We start from the raw sequence: 26,268 nt of genomic DNA, 5'->3' as shown, positions 1-26,268 counted from the left end.
AAGAAATCAGAAAGCTTGCGGAACAGTCTTCAGGATCTGCAGAAGAAATCAACAGCATCATCCACAAGATTGTGTCTGTTGTGAGTATCACTACAAAAACTGTGGAAGAAACCCAAAGCTCTGTGGATTCAGCCAAGGGAAGCCTTGATGAAACCGTGGTGGTCTTTGACGAGGTGGATCAGAATGTCCATGCCTTGGAATCGATCCTCACGACGTTCATAGAAGAAACCCGAACCATCGATACACTGAAAAATGAGCTCATTGTCTCTTTAGAGTCCATGGCGGCAGTCAGTGAGGAAGCGGCGGCATCTACAGAAGAGATCAGTGCCTCTTCAGAAGAGCAGTATGCAAGTATCACAGAGATTGGAGAGGAGATGGAAGCTCTCAATAAGGAGATTTCAAAGATTCAGACAGAACTCAGCAAGTTGAAAGCATAATGGAATAGTAATCAGGTGCAGAAAAGGAGAAGTCTTCGGATTTCTCCTTTATTCTTTTTTAGAAGACTATGGCATCCGTTTTAGAGTTCACGTAAACTAGAGTAGAAAACACTGATGAAAGAAGGTTACGAGATGAACAGGAATATAGAGAACTATCTCGAGGAAATGATGAGAAAGGTGGAGGAATCCGTGAAGAGTGGAGAAGTGAATTATGTAGATATAGTTGATAGTTATATGGAAAAACTCTCCAAGGTTGCTGCGCTTCAGATTGCAGAAGAAGCTGAAAGAAATGGACACCCGTTTTCCAAAGAAGAGGATTTACAGAAAATAAAGGAGCTGAGAAAAGAAGTGGGCGATCTCAGGTTTGATCTTACGAAAGCAGAGGATTCTATAAAGAATCCGAAGTAAGAGCGTTACCTTTTCAGGTTTAGAACGTATATAGGGTGAGAGGATGTGTTGCTGTGCAGAAGAAGGATATGGAAAAAATCTATGGGATGCATTATCGTGAACTCTACTTATATGCCCATTCTCTGTGCAGAAATGAGGAGCAGGCGAAGGATCTGACCAGCGAAACATTCTACAGAGCTTTTGTGAGCTTTGACATGAAGGAAGAAAAGCTGAAATACTGGCTGTTTCGGGTTCTCAAAAATCTATATATTGATGAGAAAAGAAAGAAACCATGGGTGCTTATAGAAAGTATAGAAGTTCCTGTGGAAGAGTCTCCATTGACGCAGCTTCTAAAGACGGAGCAGCGAAGGGTTCTTTTTGAGAAAATTCTTCTCCTTCCGGAAGAGTATAGTGAACTGCTTGTTCTATTCTACTTCTCCAATTTCTCTGTAAGTGAGATTGCTCGAATGAAAGGAGCTACAGAACCTGGAGTGAAGATGAAACTTATGCGGGCGAGGAACAAACTGAAAGGGAGTCTTGAAAATGAAGAAAAACTATAAAGAATTGTTCACTAAGTATAAAGAGGGAGCTGCCACAGTAGAAGAAAGGCAGCAGGTGGAAGAGGAGCTGGAACGCTTTGAGGCGCTCTCCCAGTATCTGGAAGAGGAGTTTCACGATGGTTCTTTGGAAGAGGAGATGAATGAGCTTGTTCCAAAAGAGGTGCTGGATGTGGAAAAGCTTGTAAAAAGGAGATTGCGGGAGGTCATGCTGAAAGGAGCACTGCTTTCACTGCTTCTCTTGGGACTGATTTTCTATGGGCTGTCACCTCTGGTATCCACCTTCTTTTATAATCCCATGAATGAAAGCCTAAGCTCAGTGGAGAAAGATGTGTCTATAGACCTCGCGGTTCTTTCTGAGCTGACCATGCCGGAATATGCATCCAGTTCAGTCTATGTGGAATCCAAAGGATTTGGCCGTTATCAGATGAGATACAGCATAACAGATCTGTTTCATCAGAACTCTCTTGTTACAGAGAATAAAGTAGTGCGGGGCAGTGTGGTGGAAACACTGAATTCTCTTTATGACAGAGAGCCGTTATTTATCACACCGCTTGAGATCATGAGAGAAGAGAAGGAGTCCAGAAAGCAAAGAGAAGATATCCATGAACTGCTATCTGGTCTCGCCAGCACAAACTATGGCAGTGTTTCAGTTCTTTTTAAGAATAGTCTCTCCATGGAAGAGCTGAGGGGGTTCCAGACAAAGTACGAGAATATCCGCCTGCAGTGGGTGGCGGTTGAAAATGGACAAGGAGTCCAGACATCGTCCCTCATCACAGGATTTTCTCCTCTGGGAAGCAGAAGAAGCGCTCATCTTTTCGCGGATGAGACCTTGCTGAAAGAGTACCCTGGGCTCCATCTTCTGGAATGGCTGGTTCAGCCAGGTGAAAGAAACCAAGATGGGGCTTCACTGGAAGCGGAAGGTTATGAAAAGCACTATGAAGCTCTGCTGTACTATGCACTGGATCGGAAAAGCGAGATTTCCGTTCTTTCCGAAAGACTGAAGGAGACTGAAGTCTTAGAAGAATCTGCAGCGTATGTGGAAGAACATGGTGTGCACACTTATGGCGTACTTCTTGATGGTACTGTAGAAGACCTTCTTGTCCTTTTGAAGGATGAAACAGTGGAGTGGATGGAGATCAAAGAAATGAAGGTTCTGGCACCTTGATGGACCATAGAGACATTCGAAAAGAAGGGGAGAGATGCCCCTTCTTTTCAGTTATCTTTCAGCTTTTCGTAAATATCATAACAATCCTCCATGGAGCAGAGGTCTCCAATGACTTGGACGCAGGGATGGGGAAGAGCTGAATCAGGCAAAGTAGAGAGGATGATATCATACTTTTTTAAGGCAGATTCATCTGGAAGAGAAAAATCTTTGTGAAGATCCACCGAGAGGTCCATGTTGGTGCTTTTGAAAAAATGCTCCAATCTGTTCTTGAGAAAGATACTATGAGGTGTACCAAAATCAGATAGGAGAAGAGCAGTTTTTCTTCTGGAAACTCCTGCCAGTGAAGGCTCAGCAAGGAGCAGCCAGAAGAGGATGTTGTGTAGATTTTCCGCAAAGTCAAACTCCAGATTTTGGGATAGGGTACTCAGCTCCTCTTTTACCACAGTATAGAGGAAAGGATTTTCCCTGCTCAAGCTTTCAGAAAAATAGTAGACTCTGTCAAAGAGAAGGGAAGTGTCTTTTGTTCTTTGCTTTACTTTAAAATAGATGCTGAGAACAACAAAGAGGAACCGGTCTTTTTGTTCCGATGAGGTGGGGTAGTTCAATCTTTGGGTGAACCTGTCGATGAATCTTAAAACTTCTGTTGTTACCTGCTGCTTCTCTTGCTCACTATGGAAGCCGTTTTGCTGAAGATAAAGATACTCATGGATACCACGGAGATTTTCCCTGGTCACTCTTGGGAAGTGCTGTTTAAGGGCAGCAAAATCTTCCGAATCGAGCTCCAATTCCAGAGGATACTCGGACTTCATGGAAAAACCATGCTCTTCACGTATGAGAGAGACAAGGTAAAACATCATCCGATAAACGAGGGAAAGGTCATCTTGGGCTATCCAGGCAAGATGCTCTTTTGGCACTGCGTTTTTTAGATTGGCCAAGGTGATTTTTGAAAGTACAGAAAGATCTATAGAAAGGTCATACTCTTTGAGATTCAACCCATAGAGCTCAAGGAGAAAACTGGCGTAGAAGTCCCGAAGAAATCCTTCATTCTTGGCAAAGATACGGTAGAGGCCACCTTTGACTTCAAATCTCATATCATAGTCATCAAGAAAATGGTTGATTCTAGGCAGCATCCTCAGCAGTGTGGATTTACTGGCAAAGAGTTTTTCTTCATAGTATTCCATAGACTGATTGGGATGAAGGAGCAGTTCTTTCAGCCACATGAGGGCTACCGACTCCTGGAAGGTGTCCCGGAATATAAGACTAACGCTGGCAATATTCGGGTGGATGAGCCTAACCCCATTTTTCCTGGAGATCTCCATATGAAGCTCTTCACTGTACTTCAATTTCAGCTGGGTGAGGTCTTCCGCCACGGTCCGTTCGCTGGCTTCCACCTCTTTGGCAAGAGCACTCATGGTGACGTACTCATTCTTTGATAGGAGAATTTCCAAAAGTCGTATACGCCTTTGGTGGGCAGTGTCTAGTATTTTTCTCATTATACAGATCTCCTCCTATATCGTGAACATTACTAGAATTATATCATTTATTCTCATTACCTGGGCGGAATTTGAATTTTCTGAGAACATCTTCTAGTATGCTGAAAGCTTCATTGAATGTCCCTTCAGATTCCAGTATATTGAGCATAAGAAGTGTGCTGAAAGAGTACAGATGCTCAAGTGACCTGACTAGATAAAAGGATGTGTAGTGTATGAAAACTTGTAAGAAATGTGGAACAGCCTATGAAAAGGAAAAAGGACATGTCTGTGAAGTGGAAAAGAAGGAAGTAGAAAGCTATATTCTCTCTCAGAAGGAAGAGATTCAGCCTCTTCTTCGAGAAATCAGAGAAACAATTTTATCTGCGGTGCCAGGCGCTTATGAGAAAATTTCCTGGAAGATGCCAACATTCTATAAAACCCATGACATCATCCATTTTGCCGCTTTTAAGAACCACTGGGGACTGTATCCGGGACCTGTGGCCATAGAACACTTTAAAGAAAGGTTTGAAGGGCTGACCTACAGTAAAGGTGCGGTTCAGTTTCCCTATGACAGGCCCCTTGATAAAAAGCTGATCTATGATATGGCCCGGTGGTGCCATGAGACTGGAAACCATCACTAGAGGATTGTTCTAACAGACGATAAAGAGGCAGGTGCCTTACAGTGATCTACTTTCTTGAAGGGGTGGAGAAAAATGAAAGAGGAGCTTATCGCTCCATGCGGCATGAACTGCAGTCTTTGCGTAAACTATCAGTTCTACAAGGGAGACCTGAATAAAGAAGGATTTCATAAAACCTACTGTCCCGGATGTGTTCCCAGAGGAAAAAACTGTACTCATATGGGATACAAATGCAGGCTTTTAGGAGAAGGCCTCGTGAGGTTTTGTTTTCAATGTGAGAAGTATCCCTGTAAAGATCTGAGAGCTCTCGATAAGAGATACCGGGAGAAGTATCATATGAGCATGCTTGAAAACTTGGAAGAGATCCGGTTAAAGGGGATAGGGGCGTTTCTAAAAAATCAGAACCTGAAATGGATTTGCCCAAACTGTGGAGAGCTCAGGTGCGCACATAACGGATTATGCCTCTTCTGTGAGCTGGAGACCCTCCAGAAAAATAAGAAATACTGCTGGAACAGAGAAAAGCTGGAGACGTAAGCACTTGAAAAGCATAAGCGGAGGAGAGTTTTGTCATGAACCCAAAACAGGAGTTTATCTACATATTGAAACCGAGAGAAGATCTGCTTCTTGAAGAAAACTGGACAGACAAGGAAAATGAAGCGGTGGATCGGCACTTTGCCTATCTGGAAAAGCTGAAAGAGCTGGGTATTCTGATTCTTGCGGGCAAAACCAAGGGAATGGATGAGAAGACCTTTGGGATCGTCATCATTGAAGCACACCATGAGCTGGATGCAATGAGGATCATGGAAGAGGATCCTGGTGTTTACACAGGGATCATGGGCGCGGAGCTTTTTCCCTACCATGTGGCACTCATGAGAGAGTACTAATCGATATAAAAGTTAGGAGGAAGAAAAATGGCTGTAGGTATTTATCTGATTTTTAACGGCAACTGCAGAGAAGCTGTGGAGTTCTATAGTGAAGTGTTTGGGACTGTTTCAGATGAAATCATGACCTTTGGAGATCACCCAAGCAGTGACTATCCCTTGAGTGAAGAAGAGAAAAAACTCATTATGCATACCAGTATGAGGATTTCGGGAGACCTCATCATGTTTTCAGATGCTTTTCCAGGCAGTCCTGTGACTGTGGGAGAAAATGTCAGTATTATGGTGACGTCCAAGGATATGGAGGAGCTGAAAGCCCAGTTCCATAAGATCAAAGAAGGCGGGCGGGTTGAGATGGATCTGCAGGAGACCTTCTGGAGCAAGTGCTATGGCGCTGCCATCGATCAGTTTGGTGTCAGCTGGCAGTTCAATCATGAAGAGTAGGGGTGAATAATGAATAGAACTAAGGATGAACAAGAATTTTATGAGGATCTTCCAAGAGAGACAAGAGACGCTTTAGAAAAAATCTTAAAAACGGCAGAAGAGTATCTTCCCGTAGGTTTTGAAATGAGGTATGGGGAAGGTATGATTTCTTATGTGGTGCCACTTTCTTTATATGAGAAGGGGTATCATGTGAAAAAAGGAGAGCCTCTTCCTTTTATCTCTTTGACTGTCCAGAAAGGTCATATTGCCCTCTATCATATGGGGCTATACGGAGACGAAGAGGCTACTCTCTGGTTCGAGGAAGAGTACAAAAAGCAGGTGCCTACGAAGCTCGATATGGGAAAAAGCTGCATCCGCCTGAAGAATCCAGAGCATATCCCCTACGGTCTTCTGGCAAAGCTTTTTAAAAAATGGACACCGGAATCCTATGTGGAATCCTATGAGAGAATTCTAGGGGAAGCGGAATCTTCCAAAAAAAGCAGGAAGAAAAGTGATGAGTTCAACGCAAATGGCAAGAAAAAAGTCTATACCTACGAAGCAGTGATTGAAAAGGTGCCTGACAAAGATGGCGCTTATGTGGTTTTTCCCTTTGATCTTCGGGAAGAGTTTCAAAAGGGAAGAGTAAAGGTCCATGCGGCCTTCGATGGTGAACCTTATGAAGGGAGTATCGTCAACATGGGGCTGAAGAACGAGGATGGAAGCATCTGTTATATCATTGGTATTCAGAAAGCCATCCGGAAAAAGATTGGAAAAGAACCTGGAGACACCGTTCAAGTGACCCTATCAGAAAGAGAATAGGATATGAAGATAGGAAGATGATCCAGTGAGAACATCTTCCTATCAGTTTTTTGTGAAGCGGAACACTTTCCTTCCGGATCTCTTCCGGAAAAGTTTTTTTCAGGTATAATGAGGGATGTGGCCGGGGATCTCTATGCTGAAAGGGACTAAAATCCTAAGAGAAGCAGGAATAAAGGAAATAGTACCGGCACTATAGTATGTGTGTGAGGAGCGATTTTTAATGAAATTTGATCCAAATATTCAGCCTTATGCGTCAGAGAGACTGACCCTAGGTGCTGCAAGAGGCGTAGTGGCAACGGGAAATCCGTTGGCTGCACAGGCTGGTCTTGATATGCTGAAAAAAGGTGGAAATGCCGTGGATGCAGCCATTGCAGCGGCAGCTTGCCTGACCGTTGTGGAACCCACAGCCAATGGCATCGGCAGTGATAATTTTGCACTGGTTTGGATGAAGGATAAACTTTACGGAATGAACTCCAATGGACCATCTCCCATGGGCATTTCGCTAGATGAAATCAGAGAAAAACATGAGAAGATGCCAGTTCATGGCTGGACGCCTGTGACGGTTCCGGGAGCACCCAAAGGATGGGCCAGTCTTTCCGAAAGATTTGGAAATCTATCCCTTTCCGAGTGTCTGGCTCCTGCCATAGACTATGCGGAAAATGGATTTCCTGTGGGGGCACACACTGCGCTCATGTGGCAAAGAGCCTTCAACCAATATCAGGTCATTTACAAAGACGACCCTCAATATGAGGAATGGTTCCGTACATTCACCTTTGATGGAAAGGCACCAGAACCCTTCCAGATAGTGAAGCTTCCGAATCATGGAAAGACGCTGAGAAAGATCGCTGAAACTGGAGCGAAAGCCTTTTATGAAGGGGAGCTTGCGGAGCGGATTGAAAAAGATGCCATAAAGCACGGAGGATATCTCAGAAAGAGCGACCTGGAGGTTTTCGAGTCTTCTTTTGTGGAACCTCTTTCTGTACACTATAAAGGATATGATGTGGTGGAGCTTCCACCCAGCGGTCAGGGCATGGTTGCGCTGATGGCGCTGAACATCTTTAAGAACCAGGAGATTGAAGGAAGGGATGCTGCCTACTATCATGGAATGTTTGAGTCCATGAAGATGGCCTTTGCAGATGGCATGCACTACATTACTGACCCAAAGGTCATGAGGATGGATCCCAAAGCGCTTCTAACAGAAGAGTATGGAAGGAAAAGACATCAGTCCATCACAGAAGAAGCGGTGATCCATTCCTATGATGATCCGTATACCAGCGGCACCGTATATCTCAATACTGCAGACAAGGATGGCAATATGGTCTCCATGATCCAGTCCAACTATATGGGATTTGGCAGCGGCATTGTGGTGGAAGGCACCGGAATCTCTCTTCAGAATCGGGGGGCTGATTTCAGTCTTCAGGAAAGTCATGTGAATGTCCTGGGGCCAGGGAAGAAGACCTATCACACCATCATTCCGGGAATGCTCATGAAAGAAGGCAAATGTAAGGCTGTATTTGGGGTCATGGGCGGCTACATGCAGCCCCAGGGTCATTTCCAGGTGGTCTCCAACCTTATTGACTTCCAGATGAATCCACAAATGGCACTGGATGCGCCCAGATGGCAGTGGGTGAAGGAAAAGTCCTTCATGGTGGAGAAGGCTTTTGATGAAAATGTCATGGAAGATCTTAAAAGCAAGGGGCATGACGTGCAGGTGGAAGAGGACAGATCTCACTTTGGCCGAGGACAGATCATCATCAAACTGGACTCCGGCGCCTATGCAGTGGGGACAGAATCACGAACCGACAGCAATCCTGCAGTATACTAAAAGGAGAATGAAAAATGAAAGAAAGTATCTCTCTCATGGAGATTTTCGGCACCTTTTTTAAGATCAATGCCGTGACCTTCGGTGGAGGCTATACCATAGTACCGGTGATCCGGGATGAATTTATGAAAAAAAGAGGACTCATTGATGAAGAGGAAATGCTGAGCCTTGTTGCCCTTGCCCAGTCTGGGCCTGGCGCCATGGCCATCAGCACGTCGCTGCTTACTGGGTACAGACTGAGAGGATGGAAAGGGGCCCTAACTGCTCTTTTGGCTTCTGTTTTGCCTTGCCTTATTATCATCTCTGTTCTGTTTTACTTCTATGATGCTTTTTCCAATAATTTTTGGGTGAAGTCCGCGCTTCTTGGCATGGGAGGCGTCATCAGCGCTGTTCTGGTGCTGACGGTCTATGATATGGGAAAAGCTGCCCTGAAGAAACATAAAATCTTCAGTCTGATACTGATGGTCGGCGCTTTTGTGGCCAGTTTCTTTTTTCAGGTCCACACCATCATCATCATTCTGACCTTGGCGCTTCTTGGGTTTGCCACCTTTACCCTGGTGGATGAAGGGAAGGTGAAGTAACATGGTATTACTCGAGCTGTACTTCGTATTTCTTCAGATCGGAGCCTTTGCCTTCGGTGGAGGCTATGCAGTGCTTCCCCTCATTCAGAGATTTGTGGTGGAAGAACGTGGATGGATGAGCATCAAAGAAATGACGGATCTTGTGTCTCTTTCTCAGATGACCCCAGGTCCCATTGCCATCAACTCTGCGACCTTTGTGGGAACCAAGGTTGCTGGTGTCCCCGGCGCCATTGTGGCAACTCTAGCTAATGTGACGCCACAATTTATCCTCATGATGATTCTGGCTTATTTTATCTTCCGTGACAAGAAGATTGGATTCCTGGACAAAATGCTGAAAGGACTGAAACCTGGTATTGTAGGTCTCATTGCCATCGCTGCCATCAGTATGATGGAGAGCTCTCTTTTTGAGGGGGCTGTTTCAGTATCAAATATCAGTGTTGTGGCTGTGGTGGCCTTTATCATCGGATTTTTCCTGAAGCTTTCCAAACGGTTCGATCTCATTGTGCTCATTGTCATCGGCGCGTTTATTGGCATCGGTGGGAATCTTCTTCTTCAGCTCTTTTCTTGACAAGAAATGACATATCCACTAAAATCATAAAGTAAATAAATAAGAAAACTTCGCTTTTGCCACCGGGTAAAGGCTGCAAGGTGTTCACAGCATTCCGTTAGGTCTAAGAAGGAGTGCTATGAGCACCTTGTTTTTCTGTGAAAAAGGAGCATCGTATGAATACATCAGTCTTTCAAACATTTTTTAGATATGTGAGCCTTAATATCATGGGGATGATGGCCATCTCCATCTACATTCTCGCGGATACTTTTTTCATCGCTAAAAGCCTTGGGCCTTTGGGGCTCACAGCGCTTAATTTCTCTATCTCTATCTACAGCATCCTCCATGGGGTGGGGCTTATGGTGGGGATTGGTGGAGCCACGCGCTTTGCCATTCTGAAGTCTGCAGGGAAGCAGAAGGAAAGCAGGGAGATTTTTCAGCACGGTCTGAAAACGGGGCTGATGTTCAGTTTCTTTTTTATGGTGGCAGGGATTCTTTTTACAGATCAGATTGCGGTTCTTCTTGGGGCAGACAGTGAAACCTTTGCCATGACAAAAACCTATCTGGGCACCATTCTTCTGTTTTCTCCGTTTTTTCTTTTCAACAACATTCTCCTGGCTTTTGTGCGGAATGACCAAAACCCCAAGGGGGCCATGACCGCCATGATCGCTGGCAGCCTTTCCAACATCATCCTGGACTATATCTTCATGTTTCCTCTCGGAATGGGGATATTTGGGGCGGTCTTTGCGACGTCACTAGCGCCAGTGATCAGCATGCTGTTTCTTGTGCCCCATTTCCGTAGGAGAAAAGATCTGTTTGAAGGATTCACAAGCAGATTCTCGTGGAAAATGATGATGGACCACTTTACTTTAGGCGCATCTTCTTTCGTGGTGGAAGTATCCTCCGGACTGGTTCTTATGATTTTCAATCTGGTGATTTTAAAACTTGAAGGAAATCTAGGCGTGGCAGCTTATGGGATTGTGGCGAACCTTGCGCTGGTCTGCCTTGCGATTTTCACGGGTCTTTCCCAAGGGATGCAGCCTCTGGTGAGTAAGTATTATGGACAGAAAAAAGAAAAGCAGCTGAAGGAAGTTCTGAAGTATGGTCTATGCTCAGCAGCACTCATTGGTGGAATCTTATACATCACAGCCCTCTTGTTCTCCGCACCGATGGTGGCGCTTTTTAATGGCGAAGACAATGAAAAGATTGCAGTTCTTGCAGAAAGAGGCCTTGTGCTCTATTTCTCAGGTCTACTGCTCGCTGGAGTCAATATCATCATCAGCACGTATCTTAGCGCAGTGGAAAGAGCTGCTCAGGGATTCCTTCTATCGCTTCTGCGTGGAGTATTTGTGATGGTACCCATGGTGATGATACTGGCAGAGCTGTTTAAGATGGATGGGGTATGGATGTCGTTCTTAGCCACGGAAGTGCTCGTCATCGGATGTTCTCTGTATTTCATAGGAAAAGAGAAGTCCTTGCCGGTGAAAAAGAGTATTCCTGCATAACCCGTAGTATAATGAGAAAAAACGAGGAGTGCTGAAGATGCCGATCAGGATGAAAAGGATATATGAGGAGAAAACTGTGGATGGAGTCCGGATCCTTGTGGACCGATTATGGCCCAGGGGCATTTCCAAAGAAAATGCAGCACTGGATTTTTGGCCAAAAGAGCTGACGCCTTCAACTGAACTTCGGAAAGCATACCATGAAGAAGTGCTTACCTATGAAGAGTTTCAGTCATCCTATTGGGAGGAGCTGCAGAGGATGACGCTGCAGGAAGACCTTATGGAGGAGTGGAGAAGGCTTCTGAAGGAGAAGGATCTGATACTGCTGTCTTCTGTGAAGGATCTTGAAAAAAGCCATGTGCCTGTGTTGAAGAGATTCCTTGAAATGAGATTGGGTGAAACACCGAAGGACTAAAACGAAAAAGAGAAGGAGATAGAATCATGATGGAACTATGCAAGATCCTGCCTGAGGATCTGAAAGCACTTCAGAAAATCAGCAGGGAAACATTTATTGAAACATTTGGAAAAGAAAATACAGAAGAGGATCTTAGAAAGTACTTGGAGGAAGATCTAGGAGAAAAGCAGCTTCTAGAAGAGCTGATGCATCCACATTCCCATTTCTTTTTTTCCCTTGCAGAAGGAAAAATCACTGGATATATGAAACTCAATGAGCAGTCTGCACAAACAGAAAAAGGCCATGAGAATGCAGTGGAGCTCCAGAGGATCTATGTATACAAGGAGTTCAAAGGGAGAGGCATCGGCAAATTTATGATGGAGAGTGCTCTTTCCTTTGCCATGGATCATCACGCACCGTACCTGTGGTTGGGTGTATGGGAAAAAAATACTGCAGCCATTTCCTTTTATGAGAAGCTGGGATTTGTTAAATTCTCGGAGCATGTTTTTCTGCTGGGAGAGGACGCTCAAACGGATTATTTGATGAAGAAGGAATTGTAGAATGATAATAAGAAGCTGTGCTTCCACGAAGGAAAGCACAGCTTCTTATTATCAGATGTCAATTTTGAGTTTTCTATTATGGAGCCAAACCTGTGTAAAGATATAAGTGTAGAGTCCCAGTGCAAACACATAAAGACCCACATAAAAGGGCTCTTTCAGTACAGGTAGGACAATGGTGACAAAGAGAACAATCAGCATGATGAACAGGGGCAAAAGCACTTTAAGTATGCGGTTGTTCTTCTCAATAAGAGAGGTGTTGTCTGTAAAAATTTCAGGTCTCTCGTCTGTATACGCTTTGGAAAACAGATACCAGCCATTGGCGCCAGTCCATTCCAGATGCCATCCGTCTGCCTGGAATATCTCCAGATAATCTTTGGAAGCCTCCGGCTGATAGTCGGTGGCGAATCTACGCTGCTGTGGTGTTCCTTTTCTGAATCGGATCCATATGCATAGAGGATCCACCTGATCGATGACCCAGCCTCTTTTCGCCTGTTCTTCCAGCTCGGACTCCAATGGATCCGGATTCCATCCCCACCACCAGATAAATTTCTTTTGTGTTTCTTTCATGATCTTTTCACCTCCATAATGCTGACTCCGTTTTCAATCAGTTCTTTCAGTCTTTTCAGTTCAAACTTAAGAAGCGATAAACCTTTGTCTGTAATCTTGTATATTTTTTTTCTATCCACTTCTTCCACTTGTGATATGAGCTGCTGGGCTTCCAGTTTGGACAGGGTTCCGTACATGGTTCCTGGCCCAATCTTGATACGGCCTTCTGTCATGGTTTCCACACGCTGCATGATGCCGTATCCATGTTCAGGATTCTTCAGACAAAGAAGAATATAGTAGGCAGTCTCGGTCATGGGTAAATATTTATGAATTTCGTCCATAAGTTCTATCTCCTCTTCTATATCGCGCCTTGATATAACTTAGTGTATCACGATGCGATACATCACGTCAAGATGTAAAATGGAGAAATAATGCGTCAAAATGGATAGGGTCATGACTCCGGAAGAGGGTCATCAAGGTATAAGAGTCTATGCTTAGATGACTGAATTATAACCGGAATGATGATGATTGCTGGATATAATTAAAATAAATAAAGTCAAATAAAAATATAATAGGTACATTTATCTATTTGTTGTATACTATAGAAAATGTGTTCTCTGGTCAATGAAGTTACTTTAAATTGTTTTGACAATAAAAATAAATAGGAAAGAAATGTGTTACCATGCCTGCGACATGATAAAATAGAAACGATATGCAGTGGGAACCGCTGGGAATGAAGAGAAATGAAGCGGTAGGCACATGTTGTTGAAGCACAGCATCAGGAAGAGAGATGGCACAAAAAACGAAAGAGTAAGATATGGAAAGGAACGTGATACGATGAGTCTGTTTGTACCTTTTAATGATCCAAAGTTCACAACTCTTGCCCAAATGATTTACAGAATACAATTTGAAAAAGATCCGGTTCTTTCTAAGGAATTTGATGATCGAAGAAAAAGGCTCATGTATGCGGACATTACCTATAACATCAGTTTTTTGTTCACAGCGGTGAGATTTCAGGATGAGAAAATTTTTACAGAGTATGCCAAATGGCTTCATGAACTCTTGCGCAGTCTCATGAAGGATTTTACAAAAGAGAGAGTAACCACCATCATCGTGGATCATTTCAGGATTATGAAAACGGTGATAGAAGAAGAAGGCAGCTCTATTCTTTCACAACAGGAGATCAGTACAGCATCCAGTTATCTTCTGAGTGCAGTAAATGCAGTAGTGGAGCAGAGGGAGGATGATTTTTCTGAGAGCGGTTTTCTCCAAGGAGACCATCTTGAAATCAGACAGGCTTATCTTCAAGCACTTCTGGAAGGGGAAACAGAAAAAGCGGAAGAAATCATTGAACAAGCAAAAAGTAGTGGGATTCCCTTGCTTGATATTTATGAACATATTCTTGCGAAAACCATGCATGAGATTGGTGTACTATGGCATCGTAACATCATTTCTGTGGATAAGGAGCATTATGCCACTTCTGTGACCCAGACGGTGATGTCCCATTATTTTGAGGAGATCTTTTCAAGGCCGAGAAAGAACAAAGTTCTCGTTTCACTTGCAGTGGGCAGTGAACTTCATGAGATGGGCATCAGAATGCTTTCCGATATTTTTGAACATGAGGGATGGGATACCCATTACCTAGGTGCTGGTGTGAGCTTAGAGAAAGTCATGGAGGCCATCAGATTATACAAACCTCAGCTGGTTGCACTGTCTGTGACCATGCCGCCTTATCTGCCTCACTGTGAGGAAATGGTGAGAGGAATAAAAGAAGCGCACCCTGAACTTCTTGTCGCGGTAGGAGGACAGGGGTTTAAAAGTGCCAGCAACCTGTGGAGAGACTGGGGAGCGGACTATTATGGGAACAAAGCCATAGATCTTCTCAGGTGGGCGGAGTACCCTTGTAAATCATGAGAAGAGAGAAGGAGCATCGGATGTTGAATAGTGCAGTATCTTTTTTGGTTCAATGTGATAATGAAATGAATATCATCCATACGTTCTGGTATGAACCGGTGTATCTGATTTCTCCCTATCAGAAGAAAATTCAGGAGATTTTTCTTCCTGAAGAAGAATTGAGAATGAAAGAAATGTTTACAGAAGCCAGAAATACAAATAAACCAGTCTCCTGTGCAGGAAGCTTTAAGACCCTGATTGGAGAAGAGGTCTCCTTGTGCATGATGCAGATGGAGGACCGGATGCTCATCCATGGGCTTAGACGGGATATTTTCGGAAGTTCAGTAGAAAAAGAGGAGCTGAGCAGCATCATCCACCGGTTTATGGGGGTGGTGAGAGATTCCTATGGAGAAATCAATACAAAGGATGAACTTCTCATCCGTCAAGCATTTGAGGAAGTGCAGAAGCTCAATAATGATCTTCTCAATATGAAAAGGGAGCTTCTGAAAGCCAATGCGAAGCTCAATGAAGCCAATGAAGAGCTCAGCAGCCGCCTTGTGAAGGATGCATTGACAGGACTTGTAAGCAGGTACCAGTATAGAGATGAGATCCTGGGTATGATCAGAAAAAATCCGGAAAAAGAGGGGATCTTTGCCTTTATCGATCTGGATGATTTTAAAAGCATCAATGACACTTTCGGCCACCGTGCTGGAGATGAGTTTTTAAAAGCCTTCGCTGGGAGGCTTGCGCTGCTTCCTTTTGACCAGCTCATCTGTATGAGAATTTCTGGGGATGAGTTTGGTGTATATCTTCATGGGTACGACAAAGTGGAGAGGATGCACCAAGAAAACCTGTGGAAAGCCATTACTGAAATTGTGCTGGCAAAGCCCATCCTCATAGAGCAGAAAGAGTTTCCAGTTTCCTGCAGTGTAGGCATGTCCATTTATGGAAGGGACACCAGAGATATTTATGATCTTATAGAGTATGCAGACTTTGCCATGTATGAAATCAAGAAGAATGGAAAGAAAAGCTACAGCAGTTTCAAAATGGACAGATACAAGAAAAAGAAAACGGTGATCTTATAAGCTATGTAGAAAAAACCACTAGGCGAAAAGTGCAAGAAATGAAATGAAGTGGCTTAGGGGACAGGGGCATCTTGAAGAAAAATGGTAAGAAAAGAAGCGATTCAAAAAAATATGAACCGCTTCTTTTTCTATGCTTTATTTTCTGAACCCAACAGCTGTATTTTAGCTTTAACCGCTTCTTTCAGCTGTTCTTGGATAGGTTGATAGAGCTCAAAGGGCAGTGGATCTGGCCTGCTGATATCCATTGAGGCTTTGTCCAGTCCTTTCTTGAATGCGAGTCTTAAATCGGCAAAAATGTTGACTTTAACAATGCCTTCCTGTATTGCAGCCTTCAGCTGATCTGGTGGCGTTCCAGAGCCACCGTGAATGACAAGTGGAACATCTGTTGCTTTTCTGATTTCCCTCAAAACATCAAGGTTCAGGGTTGGTTCTGATTTATACACACCATGGGAAGTGCCTATGGAAACTGCCAAGGCGTCCACTCCAGTTTCAGTGACGAATTTTACGACATCCTGCGGGTTGGTCAGAAGGGACTCGCCCGTATCGTTGAAGTCCAGATCACTTCCACCGACGTGACCCAGCTCACCTTCGACGGATACGTTATGGGCATGTGCATAGTCTGCAATTTCTTTTGTGTTCCGGATATTTTCATCTAATGGAAGATGAGAACCATCATACATAACGGAAGTGAATCCATGGTCTATGGCTCGCTTGATTTTTTCAGGGTGTTCTCCATGGTCCAGATGAAGGACGACAGGAATCTGATAATGTTTTGAAATTCCTTCGACCAGTGAGGTCACATAATATATATTTTCATTTTCCAGGTCCTGTTCATGGAACTGAAGGATGACAGGGGATCTCATGTCCTTTGCGGCATCTACGGTTGCTTTCAGAAGGAGGCTGACGTCGGTGTCAAATGCAGGGACTGCATACTGCTGGTCCTGGGCTTTTTTCAGCACATCATTCATATTTACAAGCATTAAAACATCTCCTTTGCAGAAAAACGAGCGGATTCCGCTCGTTTTGTTATTTGGGGGATAGGGGTTTCGTTTGTGATGATCCTAAGGGGTTACTTCTTGGTAAGCTCATTCTTCAGATCGTTGTAAAGTTCAAATGCCTGATCTACGGAGAAGTTCTCATGAACAACCTTGGCGACGGCTTGTACCATAGCTTCTGGAGATTCAGACTGGAAGATATTTCTTCCCATATCAACTCCTGCAGCGCCTGAGTTTATGGATTTATATGCAAGTTCCAGTGCTTCTTTCTCTGGAAGCTTCTTGCCACCAGCTACAACGATTGGCACAGGACAAGCAGCAACAACTTTTTCAAAGTCGTCACAGTAGTAAGTCTTGATGATTTGAGCACCAAGCTCTGCAATAACTCTTGTGGCAAGCAGGAAGAATCTAGATGTTCTTTCCATGGTCTTACCTACAGCAACTACACCCATGGTTGGTATGCTGTATCTGTTTCCAGCATTGATTACATCAGAGAGGTTTTTCAGAGAGTTTGTTTCCTGATCTGTACCGATAAAGGTCTGAACCGCCATACAGGCTGCGTTCATTCTGATCGCATCTTCAATATCAACTGAAATGATTTCTTTTGTGATGTCTTCTGATGCCATGGTGGATCCTGAGGATACTCTTAATGCCACAGCTTTGTTGTTGGTAGGGGAAATGCTTGTTCTGAAAGCACCTCTTGTGCCCATAAGCGCATCTACATGCTTTGCGATATCCTGAATCTGAATATCAATACGTTCCAGTCCTTGTGTGGAGCCCATGAAGTATCCATGGTCAAAGGCGAGCATAAGACTTCTGTTGTCTTTAGGGTTGAATATCTTGGACATACGGTCCTTCATACCCCAATCTACATTATCAAGCCCTTTCAGATCAAACTGGGATCTTCTTTGGGGGATATTCTCAAAGTATTCCTTTGCACTCTTGTTTCCGATTAAATCTGCCATTATTTTGCCTCCTTCATTTTCAGGTTTTCTTCTAGTGGTGCCTCGACTTTATCAATCTCCTGGTATGGTGCCAGGGAAGAAGTCATTTTTGCAGGATGGTTGGATGCATTACGCACATAGTGATGTTCCTTTGGCTCCACATGGATAAAGTCACCTTGTTTTGCAACAATCAGTTCACCATTTATAATGAATTCCAATTCTCCTTCAATCATATAGAAGTTCTCTTCCATAATATTGTGATAGTGGTTTGGGAAATCCTGCCCGGGCATAAACTGCACCAGAGCAAAGTTAGAGCGTGGACCTTTCATGAGATATTTTGGGCCACTATCCCCAAAACGGTACTCCCGGTCATTTTCGTTGAGATGATACATCGTGTTCCTCCTTATATTCCTGGGGCTTTCCACATGTGTGTAGTCAGTCCCTCATCAGCTTGTTGAAGCTGGTGGTTGTTGATCTTTTTCCAGGTCTCAAATAGAGCAGTATACAATTTATGATTTTCATCATTGGGTGTATACTCCTTGTCCCACTGGACAAAGGCTTGAGCAGCAGACTGTATATCTTTATAAAGTCCAGCGCCAACAGCTGCACAAATGGCAGCGCCTAATGCTGTGGCTTCTTTTACCATAGGGACTTTTACTGTAACGCCAAGGACGTCTGCGAGAATCTGGCACCATAGGGGGCTTTTGGAAGCGCCGTTGGAGAAGATCACTTCAGAAGGATTGTCTCCGGTGGCTTCTTTCACCAGGTCTAAATGTCCTCGGGTGACAAATGCTGCATTCTCTAAAATACTCCGATAGAATGTGTACTTATTCCATTTGAATGGATCCAGTCCGAAGTTTGTGAAAGTTGGTGCGGCATGTCTCCATGCCTTGTAGTCCATAATATTGGAGAAAACACCATAAAGACCATAACTGCCTACAGGGATTTTCTCGGCTTCTGCATTCATCAGATCGTAAACGTCTTTTCCTTGTTCTTCTGCTTTTACTTTGTCTAAATCCAGGAAGGCATCTCTGAACCATCTCAGAACAAGTCCTGGATTAAATGCGATTGCTTCATACTGCCACATGCCAGGGACAGCATGACAGTTCACTCGTAGCTTCATATCTTCCTGCACTTGAACTTTACTGGTGTTGTATTCCAGCTGCCAGAAAGACCCGCCAAAGATGCCAATTTGACCGTCTTTCACAACTGCGGTGCCTACTCCGCCCAGTTGTGCATCTCCTCCTCCTGAAACCACAACTGTCTCAGTGGAGAGAAGAGTTTCCTCAGAGCATTGGGAAGAGACATTACCAATGGCCGTACCACTTTCTGCGATGGGGGGCAGTATGTCTTCCTTCAAACCACAGGTTGAAAGAATCTCTGGAGCCCATGCGCGTGTTGCAATGTTGAAGATACCAGTAGTACACGCATTGGAGGGCTCAGACGTCATAATCCCTGTAAGTTTATAGATCAGCCAGTCATTGAACATATTGATATAACGAGTTTTCTCATAAATGTCTGGCAGGTTTTCTTTGACCCAAAGCAGACGGGGAATGGCATCCAGAGCAGAAGTCTGTCCTGAAAGCATGTAGATATCTTTTTCAATAGAAGGATGATGGACGATCATATCAGATGCTTCTTTTGATGAACGTGAGTCCACATTTGCACATGCCCATAGTTCCTTCAGATTTTCATCATAAAGAACGATCCCTTCTCGCATGCTGGTTGTACTGATGCCCAAGATGTCTTTAGAGTGTATCTCTGCCTTTTTAATGCTTTCATCAATGCATTCCTTCGCCAGTGCCCAGTTGGTTTCCCAGTCAAAATTCATGGAACCAGGATAGGCAGGGTCTTCATGATGGAACCATTCTCGCTGATGAGAACTCAGCTGATTGCCTTCTGTATCGAACACCACAGCACGGATACTCCCGGTTCCCCCATCAATTGCCATCAAGTATTTTTTATTCAAGTCATACACCTCCTAGTATTGGTCAAGCAGCGCCTGAGCAGATTCTTCATCTGTGATCAGGATATCCACGATGCCAGAAATGAGTGCAGCATGCATAGATGGAAGTTTTCCTGGACCGCCTGCAATACCAATGACGTTCTTCTTTTCTTTCAATGTATCCAGTTTCACGGAGATCAGACGCTTATGAAGCTCCACATCCAGAATGTTGCCGTCTTTATCATAAAACTGGCTCAATATGTCCCCAATGGCACCTTTTCTCTCCAAGACTCTCAAATCAGAATCGGAGATGTGTCCTTCTTTATAGATGGTAGCATCTCTATTGAGCGCCCCTATACCGATGATTGTGTAATCGGAGGACTGAGTCATGTCCATGATGTTCTTCACTGATTTCTCTTTACAGAAGGTTTCTGCAAGCTCTGGTGTAGAAAGGATCAGAGGGGACGGAATGAGATAGATGTCGGCTGGATTAAAGCTGTTCCTCTGCTGGGAGGAACCAATCAATGCATTGGCATACACGGACACACCACCAGCCAAAGAAATAAAGGAAACCTTTTTCTCCAGATAAGAAAGAAGATAATGTAAGGTGTAGGAAATCGTCTCTCCATAACCGATGTTAATGAAATCATCTTCCTTCAGCTTTTCGTTGATGTATTGTGCTGCAGCCTTTGCAATGGATTTATTGATATTGTCTGGAGAAGTAGGCACGATGTATGCGTCTTCCAGACCGTATTTTTCAATGATCATTTTTTCAAGTTTTATACGGTTTCCTTGCTCGCTTCTTACTTTGAACTGAACCATACCTTCCTGTCGAGCCTGCTCCAGAAAAGAAACGACTTTCATTCTAGAAATATCCAGAAGCTCGGATATCTGCTGCTGAGTCATACCTTCCATATAGTAATACCAGGCTACTTTAAAGATCATATCTTCTTTGACCATTGGACACCCCCGATTAATCATCATAATCACAACAAATGTTTTATAAATAAATTTTTGTTACTTAATTCATTATATGGATAGGGAACGCTTTCTGTCAACCCTAAAGAATGAAAACGATTGATGAATTGTGTTAATCGTTGTAAACCATAGATTTTTACCGAATGATGCGAGCAAGTGCTGCAGACGTGATATCAAAACAAAATAATTTTAAACAAAATATTGTTGACAAAACAAATGTTATAAATTACTATGGATTTAATCAATCAAATCGATTTCAAGGAGGGTACATTTTGGATCACAATTTAAAAGAAAGTCAAAGACTTTTATATTTGGACTCCATAGAGAAATCGTTTTCTGACAACCGGGTGCTGAAAGGTGTTACATTAAGTCTCCATCAAGGGCAGATTACTGCCATGATTGGTGGAAACGGTGCAGGTAAAAGTACACTCATGAAGATTATCATGGGCATCTACTTTCCGGATAAAGGAAGCGTATATATTGGGAATGAGGAAATCAAAACTTTCAAGCCATCCAACGCACTGGATCTGGGGGTGTATCTTGTACCGCAGGAACCGATGCTGTTTCCCAATATGACGGCAGAAGAAAACATCCTCATCGGACTGCCTGGGGATAGAAAGGCGAACAAGAAAAAACTGGAGCAGATCATTTCGGATCTTGGATGGAAGATTGCTCTGGGACGCAACGCTGAACTTTTATCTATCGCTGACCAGCAGCTGATTGAAATCCTGAGAGGTCTATTAAGGGAAGCAAAAGTGCTGATTTTGGATGAACCGACCTCTTCTCTTACTTTTAAAGAAATCAAAACACTATTTTCGATGGTAGAGAGGTTGAAGAATCAGGGGATTGGAATCATCTATATTACCCATAGACTGGATGAAGTGTTTGAACTTGCAACAGATGTTGTCATATTGAAAGATGGCAGAATCACCAGTGAAGGAAAAGTAAGTGAGTATACTAAAAAGGATCTCATTAGAAACCTTCTGCCACAAAATGTTGAGGTGGACTCCAGTGGAGAGATTGAGATGAAAGAAGCGGAACCTGCTGAAGTGCAGCAAGGGAAAATCGTCCTTGAAGTAAGCAATCTGACAGGATATGGCTTTACGGACATCTCACTTCAGCTGCATGAGGGTGAGGTTCTTGGAATAGCGGGAGTTGTTGGTGCAGGAAGAACAGAGCTTGCGGAAGCAATCTTCGGAATAGAACCAGTGATTTCAGGCAAGGTCTATTTAGATGGGAAAGACATCACAGGACTTTCAACGAAAGAAGTGGTAGATCTTGGTCTCAACTATGTACCAGAGGATAGACACGCAAATGGAATCTTCAAGATTACCAGCGTAGTGGAGAACATTACCGCAGCATCCATGTCTGCTGTTTCTAAATTCTTTACGAAGAGAAAGAAAGAAGTGGATGTGGCACAAAAGTACATTGATGATTTCAGAATAAAAGTGACAGATGAAGAACAGATCCTAGGATCCCTCTCAGGTGGAAATCAGCAGAAATGCGTGATAGCAAAGGTTCTTGCTTCTAATCCGAAGGTGATTATTCTTGATGAGCCCACCCGAGGGATCGATGCAGCTGCCCGTGCAGATGTCTATAAAATTGTCTCTAAACTGAAAGAGGAAGGTTTGGCTGTACTCATGATTTCATCAGACTTAGAAGAAATAGTAAGTCTTTGTGACAGAACCCTTACCATGTACAGCGGCAGCATCAATGCTGAGATGTGCAGAGAAGAGATGAATCTTGACAGCATCATGGCTGCATCCTTTAATGTGCTCACAAAGGAGGTAGGCAGATGAAAAATATTATGATTAAACTGATGAAAGCAAGAGAAGTTACGGTCATCATCTTCATTGCAGTGCTCTTTGCTTTTGTTGGAACAGTTAATCCAAGCTTTGTATCTCCAGGCAACATTTCACTGACGCTTCAGAACAGTGTCATGTATATACTCCTAGCCATCGGTATCTATTTTGTCTTAATCAGTAAAGAAATCGATGTGTCCATAGGCTCTACGCTAGGGATGAGTGCAGCGGTGAGTGCAACACTTCTTAGAGAAGGCACAGCATTACCTCTGGTTATCCTTGCAGGAATAACAGTAGGTGCCCTCATTGGTCTCATCAATGGATTTGGTGTGGTAAAACTGAGAATCCCCTCTATTGTTATGACCTTGGGCATGAATGGCCTGGTTAGAGGCTTGATGATCGTGTATACAAAAGGTGCATGGGTAGAGAATCTGCCTGATTATTTCAAGAGAGCATCCCAGCATAAGATTCTGGGAACAAGCACTTTTTTGCTGGTGGTCCTGTTTATTATGCTTCTGATCTCTTTATATCTGAAGTATGCAAAAAAAGGAAAGTACTTCGCAGCGATTGGGGACAACAAAGATGGTGCTAACCTCATCGGTATTCCTGTAAATGGATATAAGATCTTCGCTTTTGTGCTCTCTGGAGTTTTTGCATCTTTGGCAGGTCTTGTTTATACAAGTCAGGTTGGGTTCGTGGCCAATGTGGCTGGAAACGGTCTGGAAATGATCACCATCGCTGCAGCAGTGCTTGGTGGTGTGAGTCTTAATGGTGGAATCGGATCAGTGTTTGGGGCATCCTTAGGGGCTCTTCTTATGACATCAATCAACAGTGCGCTGGTATTTTTGAAGATTCCGGCTTTCTGGAACAACACCATTTCAGGACTTCTTTTGGTCCTTATTGTAACAGCGGATGCACTGATCAACCGATACTTGAAAAATAAAGCAAAGCAGGAGAAACTGCTGAAGAAGAAAATTCAAACTGAAGAAGTTTTTAGCGAGGAGGAGGTACTGTCATGAAAAAATACAGAAAATTTATGAGATGGGAAACCATGCTGATTGTACTGCTTCTTGCTGAAATTCTGATCTTCGGTGCCATAAATCCCAAGTTTCTGAACTTGCGGACACTGCTATACAGCATCAATGACTTTGTCGCCATCGGGATTGTGTCATTATTTGTCACTTTTGTCATCATCACCGGTGGTATGGACATCTCATCAGGATCCATCATTGGACTAACTTCTATCAGTATGGGGCTCCTATGGAAACTTCTGGGCATCAACATTTGGCTCACCGTGCCTTTGGCTTTGATGGTAGGACTTCTGGCAGGTTCTCTGAACGGGTATCTCGTTTCCTATGTTGGCGTTCAGCCCATGGTCACAACTCTTGGAACCAGCTTGTTTTTCTCAGGACTGTCACTGGTTATCATGGGACTTTCAGGAGCAAGCACCTATGAGGGGATTGGAAACTTCCCAAGATCCTTTATCAATCTTTCCAATGGAAGCATCCTTTATCTGCCAATCCCGCTGCTTATTCTGATTGCTTTGTTTATTGTATCTTATGTATTGCTGCATAAGACAAAATATGGACGTTACATTTTCCTCATCGGAATCAATCCCAATGCAGCAAAATATTCAGGAATCAAGCTTAAACCTGTCATTATGAGTGTCTATATGCTTTCTGGAGTCGCAGCATCCATTGCAGGTGTCATTATGACTTCCTATCTTGGAAGTTCAAGACCAGACCATGGTGCGACCTTAACCATGCCGATCATCACCGCGGTAGTTCTTGGGGGAACACTGATCACCGGTGGCGGAGGCAGTGTGTTTGGGACAGCGCTGGCTGCACTTATCGTAGGATTCTTCCGTTTCGGTTCCCAGATGGCTGGTATTTCAAGTCAGCACATCAGTATCGGAGAAGGAATTCTTCTGATCACAGCGGTAGCGCTGAGAGGGGTAGATCTTCGGAATGCACTGAACCATCTGATGCCACAAAGAAATATCATAAAAAACTAATTTTGGTTGAATTGGCGTAAGTCATTTAATAAACAATATAATTCATGGAGGGTAATTATGAAAAAGTCTAAAGTTTTGTCCTTAATTCTCGGATTGTCACTTACACTTGGTATTCTGGCTGGATGTACTACACCAGCAGAAGAGACACCTGAAACTCCTGCGCCTGGAGCTGAAGAGCCAGCTGGCGAAGGTGAAATCAAAGACCCTAAAGATGTGAATGTTGTGTTTATACCTAAGCTGACTGGAAACATGTTCTTCGAATCTGGGAACATGGGTGCACAGGAAATAGGCAAAGAAGTGGGATTCAATGTGAAGTATGACGGTTCCCCTGAAGCGGCAGTTGCCAATCAGGTACAGATCATCAACAGTGCAGTGAATCAGGGAGCAGATGCCATCGTTGTTTCGTCTCTTTCACCAGATGGTCTGAACCAGGCTCTTCAAAATGCAAGAGACAAGGGAATCAAGATTGTCACATGGGATTCAGACGTGGATCCAACACACAGATCTATTTTCGTAAACCAGGGAACTGCAGAGGATCTTGGACATATGCTCGTGGATATGGCCGCTGATCAGATGACTGATGCACAGAAAGAAAGTGCAAAATTTGCATTCTTCTACTCCAGCCCTACAGTTACGGACCAGAATGCATGGGTGGAAGCTGCGAAAGCGTACATCGCTGACAAGTATCCAGGTTGGGAACTTGTCACAACACAATATGGTGAGCAGGATGCTCAGAAATCTCTTCAGGTTGGACAGTCAATTCTTCAGACATATGGAGACATCGATGCAATCCTATGCCCAGACTCCACTGCTCTTCCAGCAATGGCTCAGGCAGCAAAGAATCTTGGCAAGGACGGAGAAGTTATCATTACTGGTTTTGCAAGCCCGAACTCTATGAGAGATTTCGTGAAAGACGGTACTGTAAAGGCTCATGGTCTCTGGGATGTTAAGATCCAGGGAGCAATCAGTGCTTATGTAGGATACTGGCTGGGCGCAGGCAACGAACTGAAAGTTGGAGATACTTTGGATGTGCCTGGTGTTGGAAAGGTAACTGTAGAATCCAATAAGACACAGGGATATGACTACGAAGCAGAAGACAGTGGTATCATCTATCTTCCAGAAAGAGTTGTATTTACCATAGACAACATTGACGACTACGACTTCTAAACACCCCAAATAGAAGGAATCAAACCAAAAATCCTCTGAATATAGAAGCTTATCCAGATTATGGGTAAGCTTCTATTCATTTTCGGTGGTTTTTTGTGAGCTGTAATGATACTCGCATCTCGACAAATTCCCTGAGGTATAGTTCGAGAATATTACTAAGATTCCATCAATTCTGATATAATTATACTGTACAGATGACTATAAAAATCACAGCGCAATAATGAGGGGAAGGAAGCGAAAAAGATGAAACCGGATCTGAAACACAAAGTGGTGCCGGTACTGATTCTTACTGTAGGCGGGGTTTTGCTGCTGGGGCTGACTTTTATGGCTTATTACGGAGTAGTGCTTCTTGGGGAACGGTTCATTGCAGGTGGAAATCCACAGCTTTTTCCAATGGACAGAGCAAGATTCTATACCATGGCAGGTATTTTTATTGCTTATATTTTAGTAGGCAGGTTTCTGAAAAATGATCTGCTGAAATCTCTGCTTTTTATCTCGCCCTTTACCATGGCGTTGGTTGTGGTGATTCTGAAGTATTATGAAACGCCGTTTTTAGCCCTTAGCATTGTAGTGCTCTTTTTTCTCCTAACCCTAGGTGTGTTCAGAATGAAGAGAAGTAACTGGATGTATTATTATGCGGCATCCATGTCTTTTGTCATCGCGCTGGCTTACGCATGGCCAAGATAAGATAGAACTAAAAAGTAGCAGTATGAA

At 43.6% G+C, this 26,268-nt stretch carries 29 protein-coding genes and 2 pseudogenes; 23 read left to right on the top strand and 8 right to left on the bottom strand.

The features are described 5' to 3' along the window. From BM243_RS10245 to BM243_RS10230, 4 genes and pseudogenes are all read left to right on the top strand, one after another. Positions 1 to 437, top strand: a pseudogene (locus tag BM243_RS10245) (hypothetical protein); the annotation flags it as partial. Between the two features lie 132 nt (positions 438 to 569). Then, complete coding sequence (locus BM243_RS10240) at positions 570 to 845, top strand: hypothetical protein (RefSeq protein WP_074912268.1); 276 nt, start codon at positions 570 to 572, stop codon at positions 843 to 845. Positions 846 to 898: 53 nt separating this feature from the next. Then, entirely contained in the window at positions 899 to 1,384 is a 486-nt protein-coding gene (locus BM243_RS10235) for an RNA polymerase sigma factor (protein WP_074912267.1), read from the top strand. Beyond that, positions 1,368 to 2,549: an anti sigma factor C-terminal domain-containing protein gene (locus BM243_RS10230; RefSeq protein WP_074912266.1), complete on the top strand. Its 1,182-nt coding sequence runs from the start codon at positions 1,368 to 1,370 to the stop codon at positions 2,547 to 2,549. The genes BM243_RS10235 and BM243_RS10230 overlap by 17 nt, the downstream gene beginning before the upstream one ends. A gap of 47 nt (positions 2,550 to 2,596) precedes the next feature. Here BM243_RS10230 and BM243_RS10225 read toward each other — a convergent pair whose 3' ends face one another. After that, positions 2,597 to 4,042 carry an AcpB/EbpR/MafR family transcriptional regulator gene (locus tag BM243_RS10225; protein WP_074912265.1) on the bottom strand — a complete coding sequence of 482 codons (1,446 nt, stop codon included), beginning with the start codon at positions 4,040 to 4,042 and terminating at the stop codon, positions 2,597 to 2,599. A 212-nt stretch (positions 4,043 to 4,254) separates the two neighbouring features. Between BM243_RS10225 and BM243_RS10220 the strand changes: the two genes are divergently transcribed. From BM243_RS10220 to BM243_RS10165, 12 genes and pseudogenes are all read left to right on the top strand, one after another. Then, on the top strand, positions 4,255 to 4,662 hold the full coding sequence (locus tag BM243_RS10220; protein WP_074912264.1) for an iron chaperone: 408 nt from the start codon (positions 4,255 to 4,257) through the stop codon (positions 4,660 to 4,662). 72 nt (positions 4,663 to 4,734) lie between these two features. Continuing rightward, positions 4,735 to 5,193 (top strand): DUF3795 domain-containing protein, encoded by a 459-nt coding sequence (locus tag BM243_RS10215; protein ID WP_074912263.1) that lies wholly within the window; start codon positions 4,735 to 4,737, stop codon positions 5,191 to 5,193. Positions 5,194 to 5,228: 35 nt separating this feature from the next. Then, the gene (locus BM243_RS10210) at positions 5,229 to 5,543 is read left to right on the top strand and encodes a YciI family protein (RefSeq protein ID WP_074912262.1); all 315 of its coding nucleotides are present in this window, start codon (positions 5,229 to 5,231) and stop codon (positions 5,541 to 5,543) included. Between the two features lie 27 nt (positions 5,544 to 5,570). Further along, complete coding sequence (locus tag BM243_RS10205; protein ID WP_074912261.1) at positions 5,571 to 5,981, top strand: VOC family protein; 411 nt, start codon at positions 5,571 to 5,573, stop codon at positions 5,979 to 5,981. Positions 5,982 to 5,990: 9 nt separating this feature from the next. Further along, positions 5,991 to 6,383, top strand: a pseudogene (locus BM243_RS15500) (DUF1801 domain-containing protein); the annotation flags it as partial. Between the two features lie 138 nt (positions 6,384 to 6,521). Next, on the top strand, positions 6,522 to 6,779 hold the full coding sequence (locus tag BM243_RS15405) for a DUF1905 domain-containing protein (RefSeq protein WP_074912289.1): 258 nt from the start codon (positions 6,522 to 6,524) through the stop codon (positions 6,777 to 6,779). Between the two features lie 220 nt (positions 6,780 to 6,999). Continuing rightward, positions 7,000 to 8,604 carry a gamma-glutamyltransferase family protein gene (locus BM243_RS10190; protein ID WP_074912260.1) on the top strand — a complete coding sequence of 535 codons (1,605 nt, stop codon included), beginning with the start codon at positions 7,000 to 7,002 and terminating at the stop codon, positions 8,602 to 8,604. 14 nt (positions 8,605 to 8,618) lie between these two features. Further along, positions 8,619 to 9,182 (top strand): chromate transporter, encoded by a 564-nt coding sequence (locus BM243_RS10185; RefSeq protein WP_074912259.1) that lies wholly within the window; start codon positions 8,619 to 8,621, stop codon positions 9,180 to 9,182. Position 9,183: 1 nt separating this feature from the next. Then, complete coding sequence (locus BM243_RS10180; protein ID WP_074912258.1) at positions 9,184 to 9,750, top strand: chromate transporter; 567 nt, start codon at positions 9,184 to 9,186, stop codon at positions 9,748 to 9,750. A gap of 155 nt (positions 9,751 to 9,905) precedes the next feature. Beyond that, positions 9,906 to 11,234 carry an MATE family efflux transporter gene (locus tag BM243_RS10175; RefSeq protein WP_074912257.1) on the top strand — a complete coding sequence of 443 codons (1,329 nt, stop codon included), beginning with the start codon at positions 9,906 to 9,908 and terminating at the stop codon, positions 11,232 to 11,234. Positions 11,235 to 11,271: 37 nt separating this feature from the next. Further along, on the top strand, positions 11,272 to 11,646 hold the full coding sequence (locus tag BM243_RS10170) for a DUF488 domain-containing protein (RefSeq protein ID WP_074912256.1): 375 nt from the start codon (positions 11,272 to 11,274) through the stop codon (positions 11,644 to 11,646). Positions 11,647 to 11,672: 26 nt separating this feature from the next. After that, positions 11,673 to 12,185, top strand: coding sequence for a GNAT family N-acetyltransferase (locus BM243_RS10165; protein WP_083422747.1), 513 nt, complete (start codon positions 11,673 to 11,675; stop codon positions 12,183 to 12,185). Between the two features lie 51 nt (positions 12,186 to 12,236). On the opposite strand, the gene BM243_RS10160 is transcribed toward BM243_RS10165, so the two are convergent. Together BM243_RS10160 and BM243_RS10155 are read right to left on the bottom strand one after the other, a co-directional pair. Then, positions 12,237 to 12,752, bottom strand: coding sequence for a DUF2812 domain-containing protein (locus tag BM243_RS10160; RefSeq protein WP_074912255.1), 516 nt, complete (start codon positions 12,750 to 12,752; stop codon positions 12,237 to 12,239). After that, the gene (locus BM243_RS10155; protein ID WP_074912254.1) at positions 12,749 to 13,072 is read right to left on the bottom strand and encodes a PadR family transcriptional regulator; all 324 of its coding nucleotides are present in this window, start codon (positions 13,070 to 13,072) and stop codon (positions 12,749 to 12,751) included. The genes BM243_RS10160 and BM243_RS10155 overlap by 4 nt, the downstream gene beginning before the upstream one ends. Positions 13,073 to 13,568: 496 nt before the next feature. Between BM243_RS10155 and BM243_RS10150 the strand changes: the two genes are divergently transcribed. Beyond that, positions 13,569 to 14,645: a cobalamin B12-binding domain-containing protein gene (locus BM243_RS10150; RefSeq protein WP_074912287.1), complete on the top strand. Its 1,077-nt coding sequence runs from the start codon at positions 13,569 to 13,571 to the stop codon at positions 14,643 to 14,645. 20 nt (positions 14,646 to 14,665) lie between these two features. Beyond that, positions 14,666 to 15,709: a GGDEF domain-containing protein gene (locus BM243_RS10145; RefSeq protein WP_177213505.1), complete on the top strand. Its 1,044-nt coding sequence runs from the start codon at positions 14,666 to 14,668 to the stop codon at positions 15,707 to 15,709. Positions 15,710 to 15,837: 128 nt separating this feature from the next. Here the strand turns inward: BM243_RS10145 and BM243_RS10140 are convergent, their stop codons facing one another. The 5 genes from BM243_RS10140 to BM243_RS10120 form a co-directional block, all read right to left on the bottom strand. Continuing rightward, positions 15,838 to 16,689, bottom strand: a complete 852-nt coding sequence (locus BM243_RS10140) for a class II fructose-bisphosphate aldolase (protein WP_074912252.1) — start codon at positions 16,687 to 16,689, stop codon at positions 15,838 to 15,840. An 89-nt stretch (positions 16,690 to 16,778) separates the two neighbouring features. Beyond that, the gene (gene lsrF / locus BM243_RS10135) at positions 16,779 to 17,669 is read right to left on the bottom strand and encodes a 3-hydroxy-5-phosphonooxypentane-2,4-dione thiolase (protein ID WP_074912251.1); all 891 of its coding nucleotides are present in this window, start codon (positions 17,667 to 17,669) and stop codon (positions 16,779 to 16,781) included. Beyond that, the gene (locus BM243_RS10130; RefSeq protein ID WP_074912250.1) at positions 17,669 to 18,040 is read right to left on the bottom strand and encodes a cupin domain-containing protein; all 372 of its coding nucleotides are present in this window, start codon (positions 18,038 to 18,040) and stop codon (positions 17,669 to 17,671) included. The genes lsrF and BM243_RS10130 overlap by 1 nt, the downstream gene beginning before the upstream one ends. An 11-nt stretch (positions 18,041 to 18,051) precedes the next feature. After that, the gene (lsrK, locus tag BM243_RS10125) at positions 18,052 to 19,626 is read right to left on the bottom strand and encodes an autoinducer-2 kinase (RefSeq protein ID WP_242943542.1); all 1,575 of its coding nucleotides are present in this window, start codon (positions 19,624 to 19,626) and stop codon (positions 18,052 to 18,054) included. A gap of 3 nt (positions 19,627 to 19,629) precedes the next feature. After that, positions 19,630 to 20,553 (bottom strand): sugar-binding transcriptional regulator, encoded by a 924-nt coding sequence (locus BM243_RS10120; protein ID WP_074912248.1) that lies wholly within the window; start codon positions 20,551 to 20,553, stop codon positions 19,630 to 19,632. A gap of 290 nt (positions 20,554 to 20,843) precedes the next feature. Here BM243_RS10120 and BM243_RS10115 point away from each other — a divergent pair, with 290 nt between their 5' ends. From BM243_RS10115 to BM243_RS10095, 5 genes are all read left to right on the top strand, one after another. After that, the gene (locus BM243_RS10115; protein WP_074912247.1) at positions 20,844 to 22,370 is read left to right on the top strand and encodes a sugar ABC transporter ATP-binding protein; all 1,527 of its coding nucleotides are present in this window, start codon (positions 20,844 to 20,846) and stop codon (positions 22,368 to 22,370) included. Next, the gene (locus BM243_RS10110; protein WP_207646189.1) at positions 22,367 to 23,392 is read left to right on the top strand and encodes an ABC transporter permease; all 1,026 of its coding nucleotides are present in this window, start codon (positions 22,367 to 22,369) and stop codon (positions 23,390 to 23,392) included. The genes BM243_RS10115 and BM243_RS10110 overlap by 4 nt, the downstream gene beginning before the upstream one ends. Further along, positions 23,389 to 24,387 (top strand): ABC transporter permease subunit, encoded by a 999-nt coding sequence (locus BM243_RS10105; protein WP_074912246.1) that lies wholly within the window; start codon positions 23,389 to 23,391, stop codon positions 24,385 to 24,387. The genes BM243_RS10110 and BM243_RS10105 overlap by 4 nt, the downstream gene beginning before the upstream one ends. A gap of 57 nt (positions 24,388 to 24,444) precedes the next feature. Continuing rightward, a complete protein-coding gene (gene lsrB, locus BM243_RS10100) occupies positions 24,445 to 25,554 on the top strand; it encodes an autoinducer 2 ABC transporter substrate-binding protein LsrB (protein ID WP_074912245.1) in 1,110 nt (369 codons plus the stop codon). Between the two features lie 243 nt (positions 25,555 to 25,797). Beyond that, complete coding sequence (locus tag BM243_RS10095; protein WP_074912244.1) at positions 25,798 to 26,241, top strand: hypothetical protein; 444 nt, start codon at positions 25,798 to 25,800, stop codon at positions 26,239 to 26,241. Positions 26,242 to 26,268: the final 27 nt, after the last annotated feature.

Source organism: Proteiniclasticum ruminis (genome assembly GCF_900115135.1).
In the GTDB taxonomy this organism is placed as follows: domain Bacteria; phylum Bacillota; class Clostridia; order Clostridiales; family Clostridiaceae; genus Proteiniclasticum; species Proteiniclasticum ruminis_A.
This window is presented reverse-complemented; position numbering and strand designations above follow the sequence as displayed.

Bases quoted from the DNA above. Each gene is read 5' to 3' on its own strand.
- BM243_RS10240 (WP_074912268.1), top strand. From the start codon at position 570: ATGAACAGGAATATAGAGAACTATCTCGAGGAAATGATGAGAAAGGTG.
- BM243_RS10230 (WP_074912266.1), top strand. From the start codon at position 1,368: ATGAAGAAAAACTATAAAGAATTGTTCACTAAGTATAAAGAGGGAGCT.
- BM243_RS10225 (WP_074912265.1), bottom strand. From the start codon at position 4,042: ATGAGAAAAATACTAGACACTGCCCACCAAAGGCGTATACGACTTTTG.
- BM243_RS10220 (WP_074912264.1), top strand. From the start codon at position 4,255: ATGAAAACTTGTAAGAAATGTGGAACAGCCTATGAAAAGGAAAAAGGA.
- BM243_RS10215 (WP_074912263.1), top strand. From the start codon at position 4,735: ATGAAAGAGGAGCTTATCGCTCCATGCGGCATGAACTGCAGTCTTTGC.
- BM243_RS10210 (WP_074912262.1), top strand. From the start codon at position 5,229: ATGAACCCAAAACAGGAGTTTATCTACATATTGAAACCGAGAGAAGAT.
- BM243_RS10205 (WP_074912261.1), top strand. From the start codon at position 5,571: ATGGCTGTAGGTATTTATCTGATTTTTAACGGCAACTGCAGAGAAGCT.
- BM243_RS10190 (WP_074912260.1), top strand. From the start codon at position 7,000: ATGAAATTTGATCCAAATATTCAGCCTTATGCGTCAGAGAGACTGACC.
- BM243_RS10185 (WP_074912259.1), top strand. From the start codon at position 8,619: ATGAAAGAAAGTATCTCTCTCATGGAGATTTTCGGCACCTTTTTTAAG.
- BM243_RS10180 (WP_074912258.1), top strand. From the start codon at position 9,184: ATGGTATTACTCGAGCTGTACTTCGTATTTCTTCAGATCGGAGCCTTT.
- BM243_RS10175 (WP_074912257.1), top strand. From the start codon at position 9,906: ATGAATACATCAGTCTTTCAAACATTTTTTAGATATGTGAGCCTTAAT.
- BM243_RS10170 (WP_074912256.1), top strand. From the start codon at position 11,272: ATGCCGATCAGGATGAAAAGGATATATGAGGAGAAAACTGTGGATGGA.
- BM243_RS10165 (WP_083422747.1), top strand. From the start codon at position 11,673: ATGATGGAACTATGCAAGATCCTGCCTGAGGATCTGAAAGCACTTCAG.
- BM243_RS10160 (WP_074912255.1), bottom strand. From the start codon at position 12,752: ATGAAAGAAACACAAAAGAAATTTATCTGGTGGTGGGGATGGAATCCG.
- BM243_RS10155 (WP_074912254.1), bottom strand. From the start codon at position 13,072: ATGGACGAAATTCATAAATATTTACCCATGACCGAGACTGCCTACTAT.
- BM243_RS10150 (WP_074912287.1), top strand. From the start codon at position 13,569: ATGAGTCTGTTTGTACCTTTTAATGATCCAAAGTTCACAACTCTTGCC.
- BM243_RS10145 (WP_177213505.1), top strand. From the start codon at position 14,666: ATGTTGAATAGTGCAGTATCTTTTTTGGTTCAATGTGATAATGAAATG.
- BM243_RS10140 (WP_074912252.1), bottom strand. From the start codon at position 16,689: ATGCTTGTAAATATGAATGATGTGCTGAAAAAAGCCCAGGACCAGCAG.
- lsrF (WP_074912251.1), bottom strand. From the start codon at position 17,669: ATGGCAGATTTAATCGGAAACAAGAGTGCAAAGGAATACTTTGAGAAT.
- BM243_RS10130 (WP_074912250.1), bottom strand. From the start codon at position 18,040: ATGTATCATCTCAACGAAAATGACCGGGAGTACCGTTTTGGGGATAGT.
- BM243_RS10120 (WP_074912248.1), bottom strand. From the start codon at position 20,553: ATGGTCAAAGAAGATATGATCTTTAAAGTAGCCTGGTATTACTATATG.
- BM243_RS10110 (WP_207646189.1), top strand. From the start codon at position 22,367: ATGAAAAATATTATGATTAAACTGATGAAAGCAAGAGAAGTTACGGTC.
- BM243_RS10105 (WP_074912246.1), top strand. From the start codon at position 23,389: ATGAAAAAATACAGAAAATTTATGAGATGGGAAACCATGCTGATTGTA.
- lsrB (WP_074912245.1), top strand. From the start codon at position 24,445: ATGAAAAAGTCTAAAGTTTTGTCCTTAATTCTCGGATTGTCACTTACA.
- BM243_RS10095 (WP_074912244.1), top strand. From the start codon at position 25,798: ATGAAACCGGATCTGAAACACAAAGTGGTGCCGGTACTGATTCTTACT.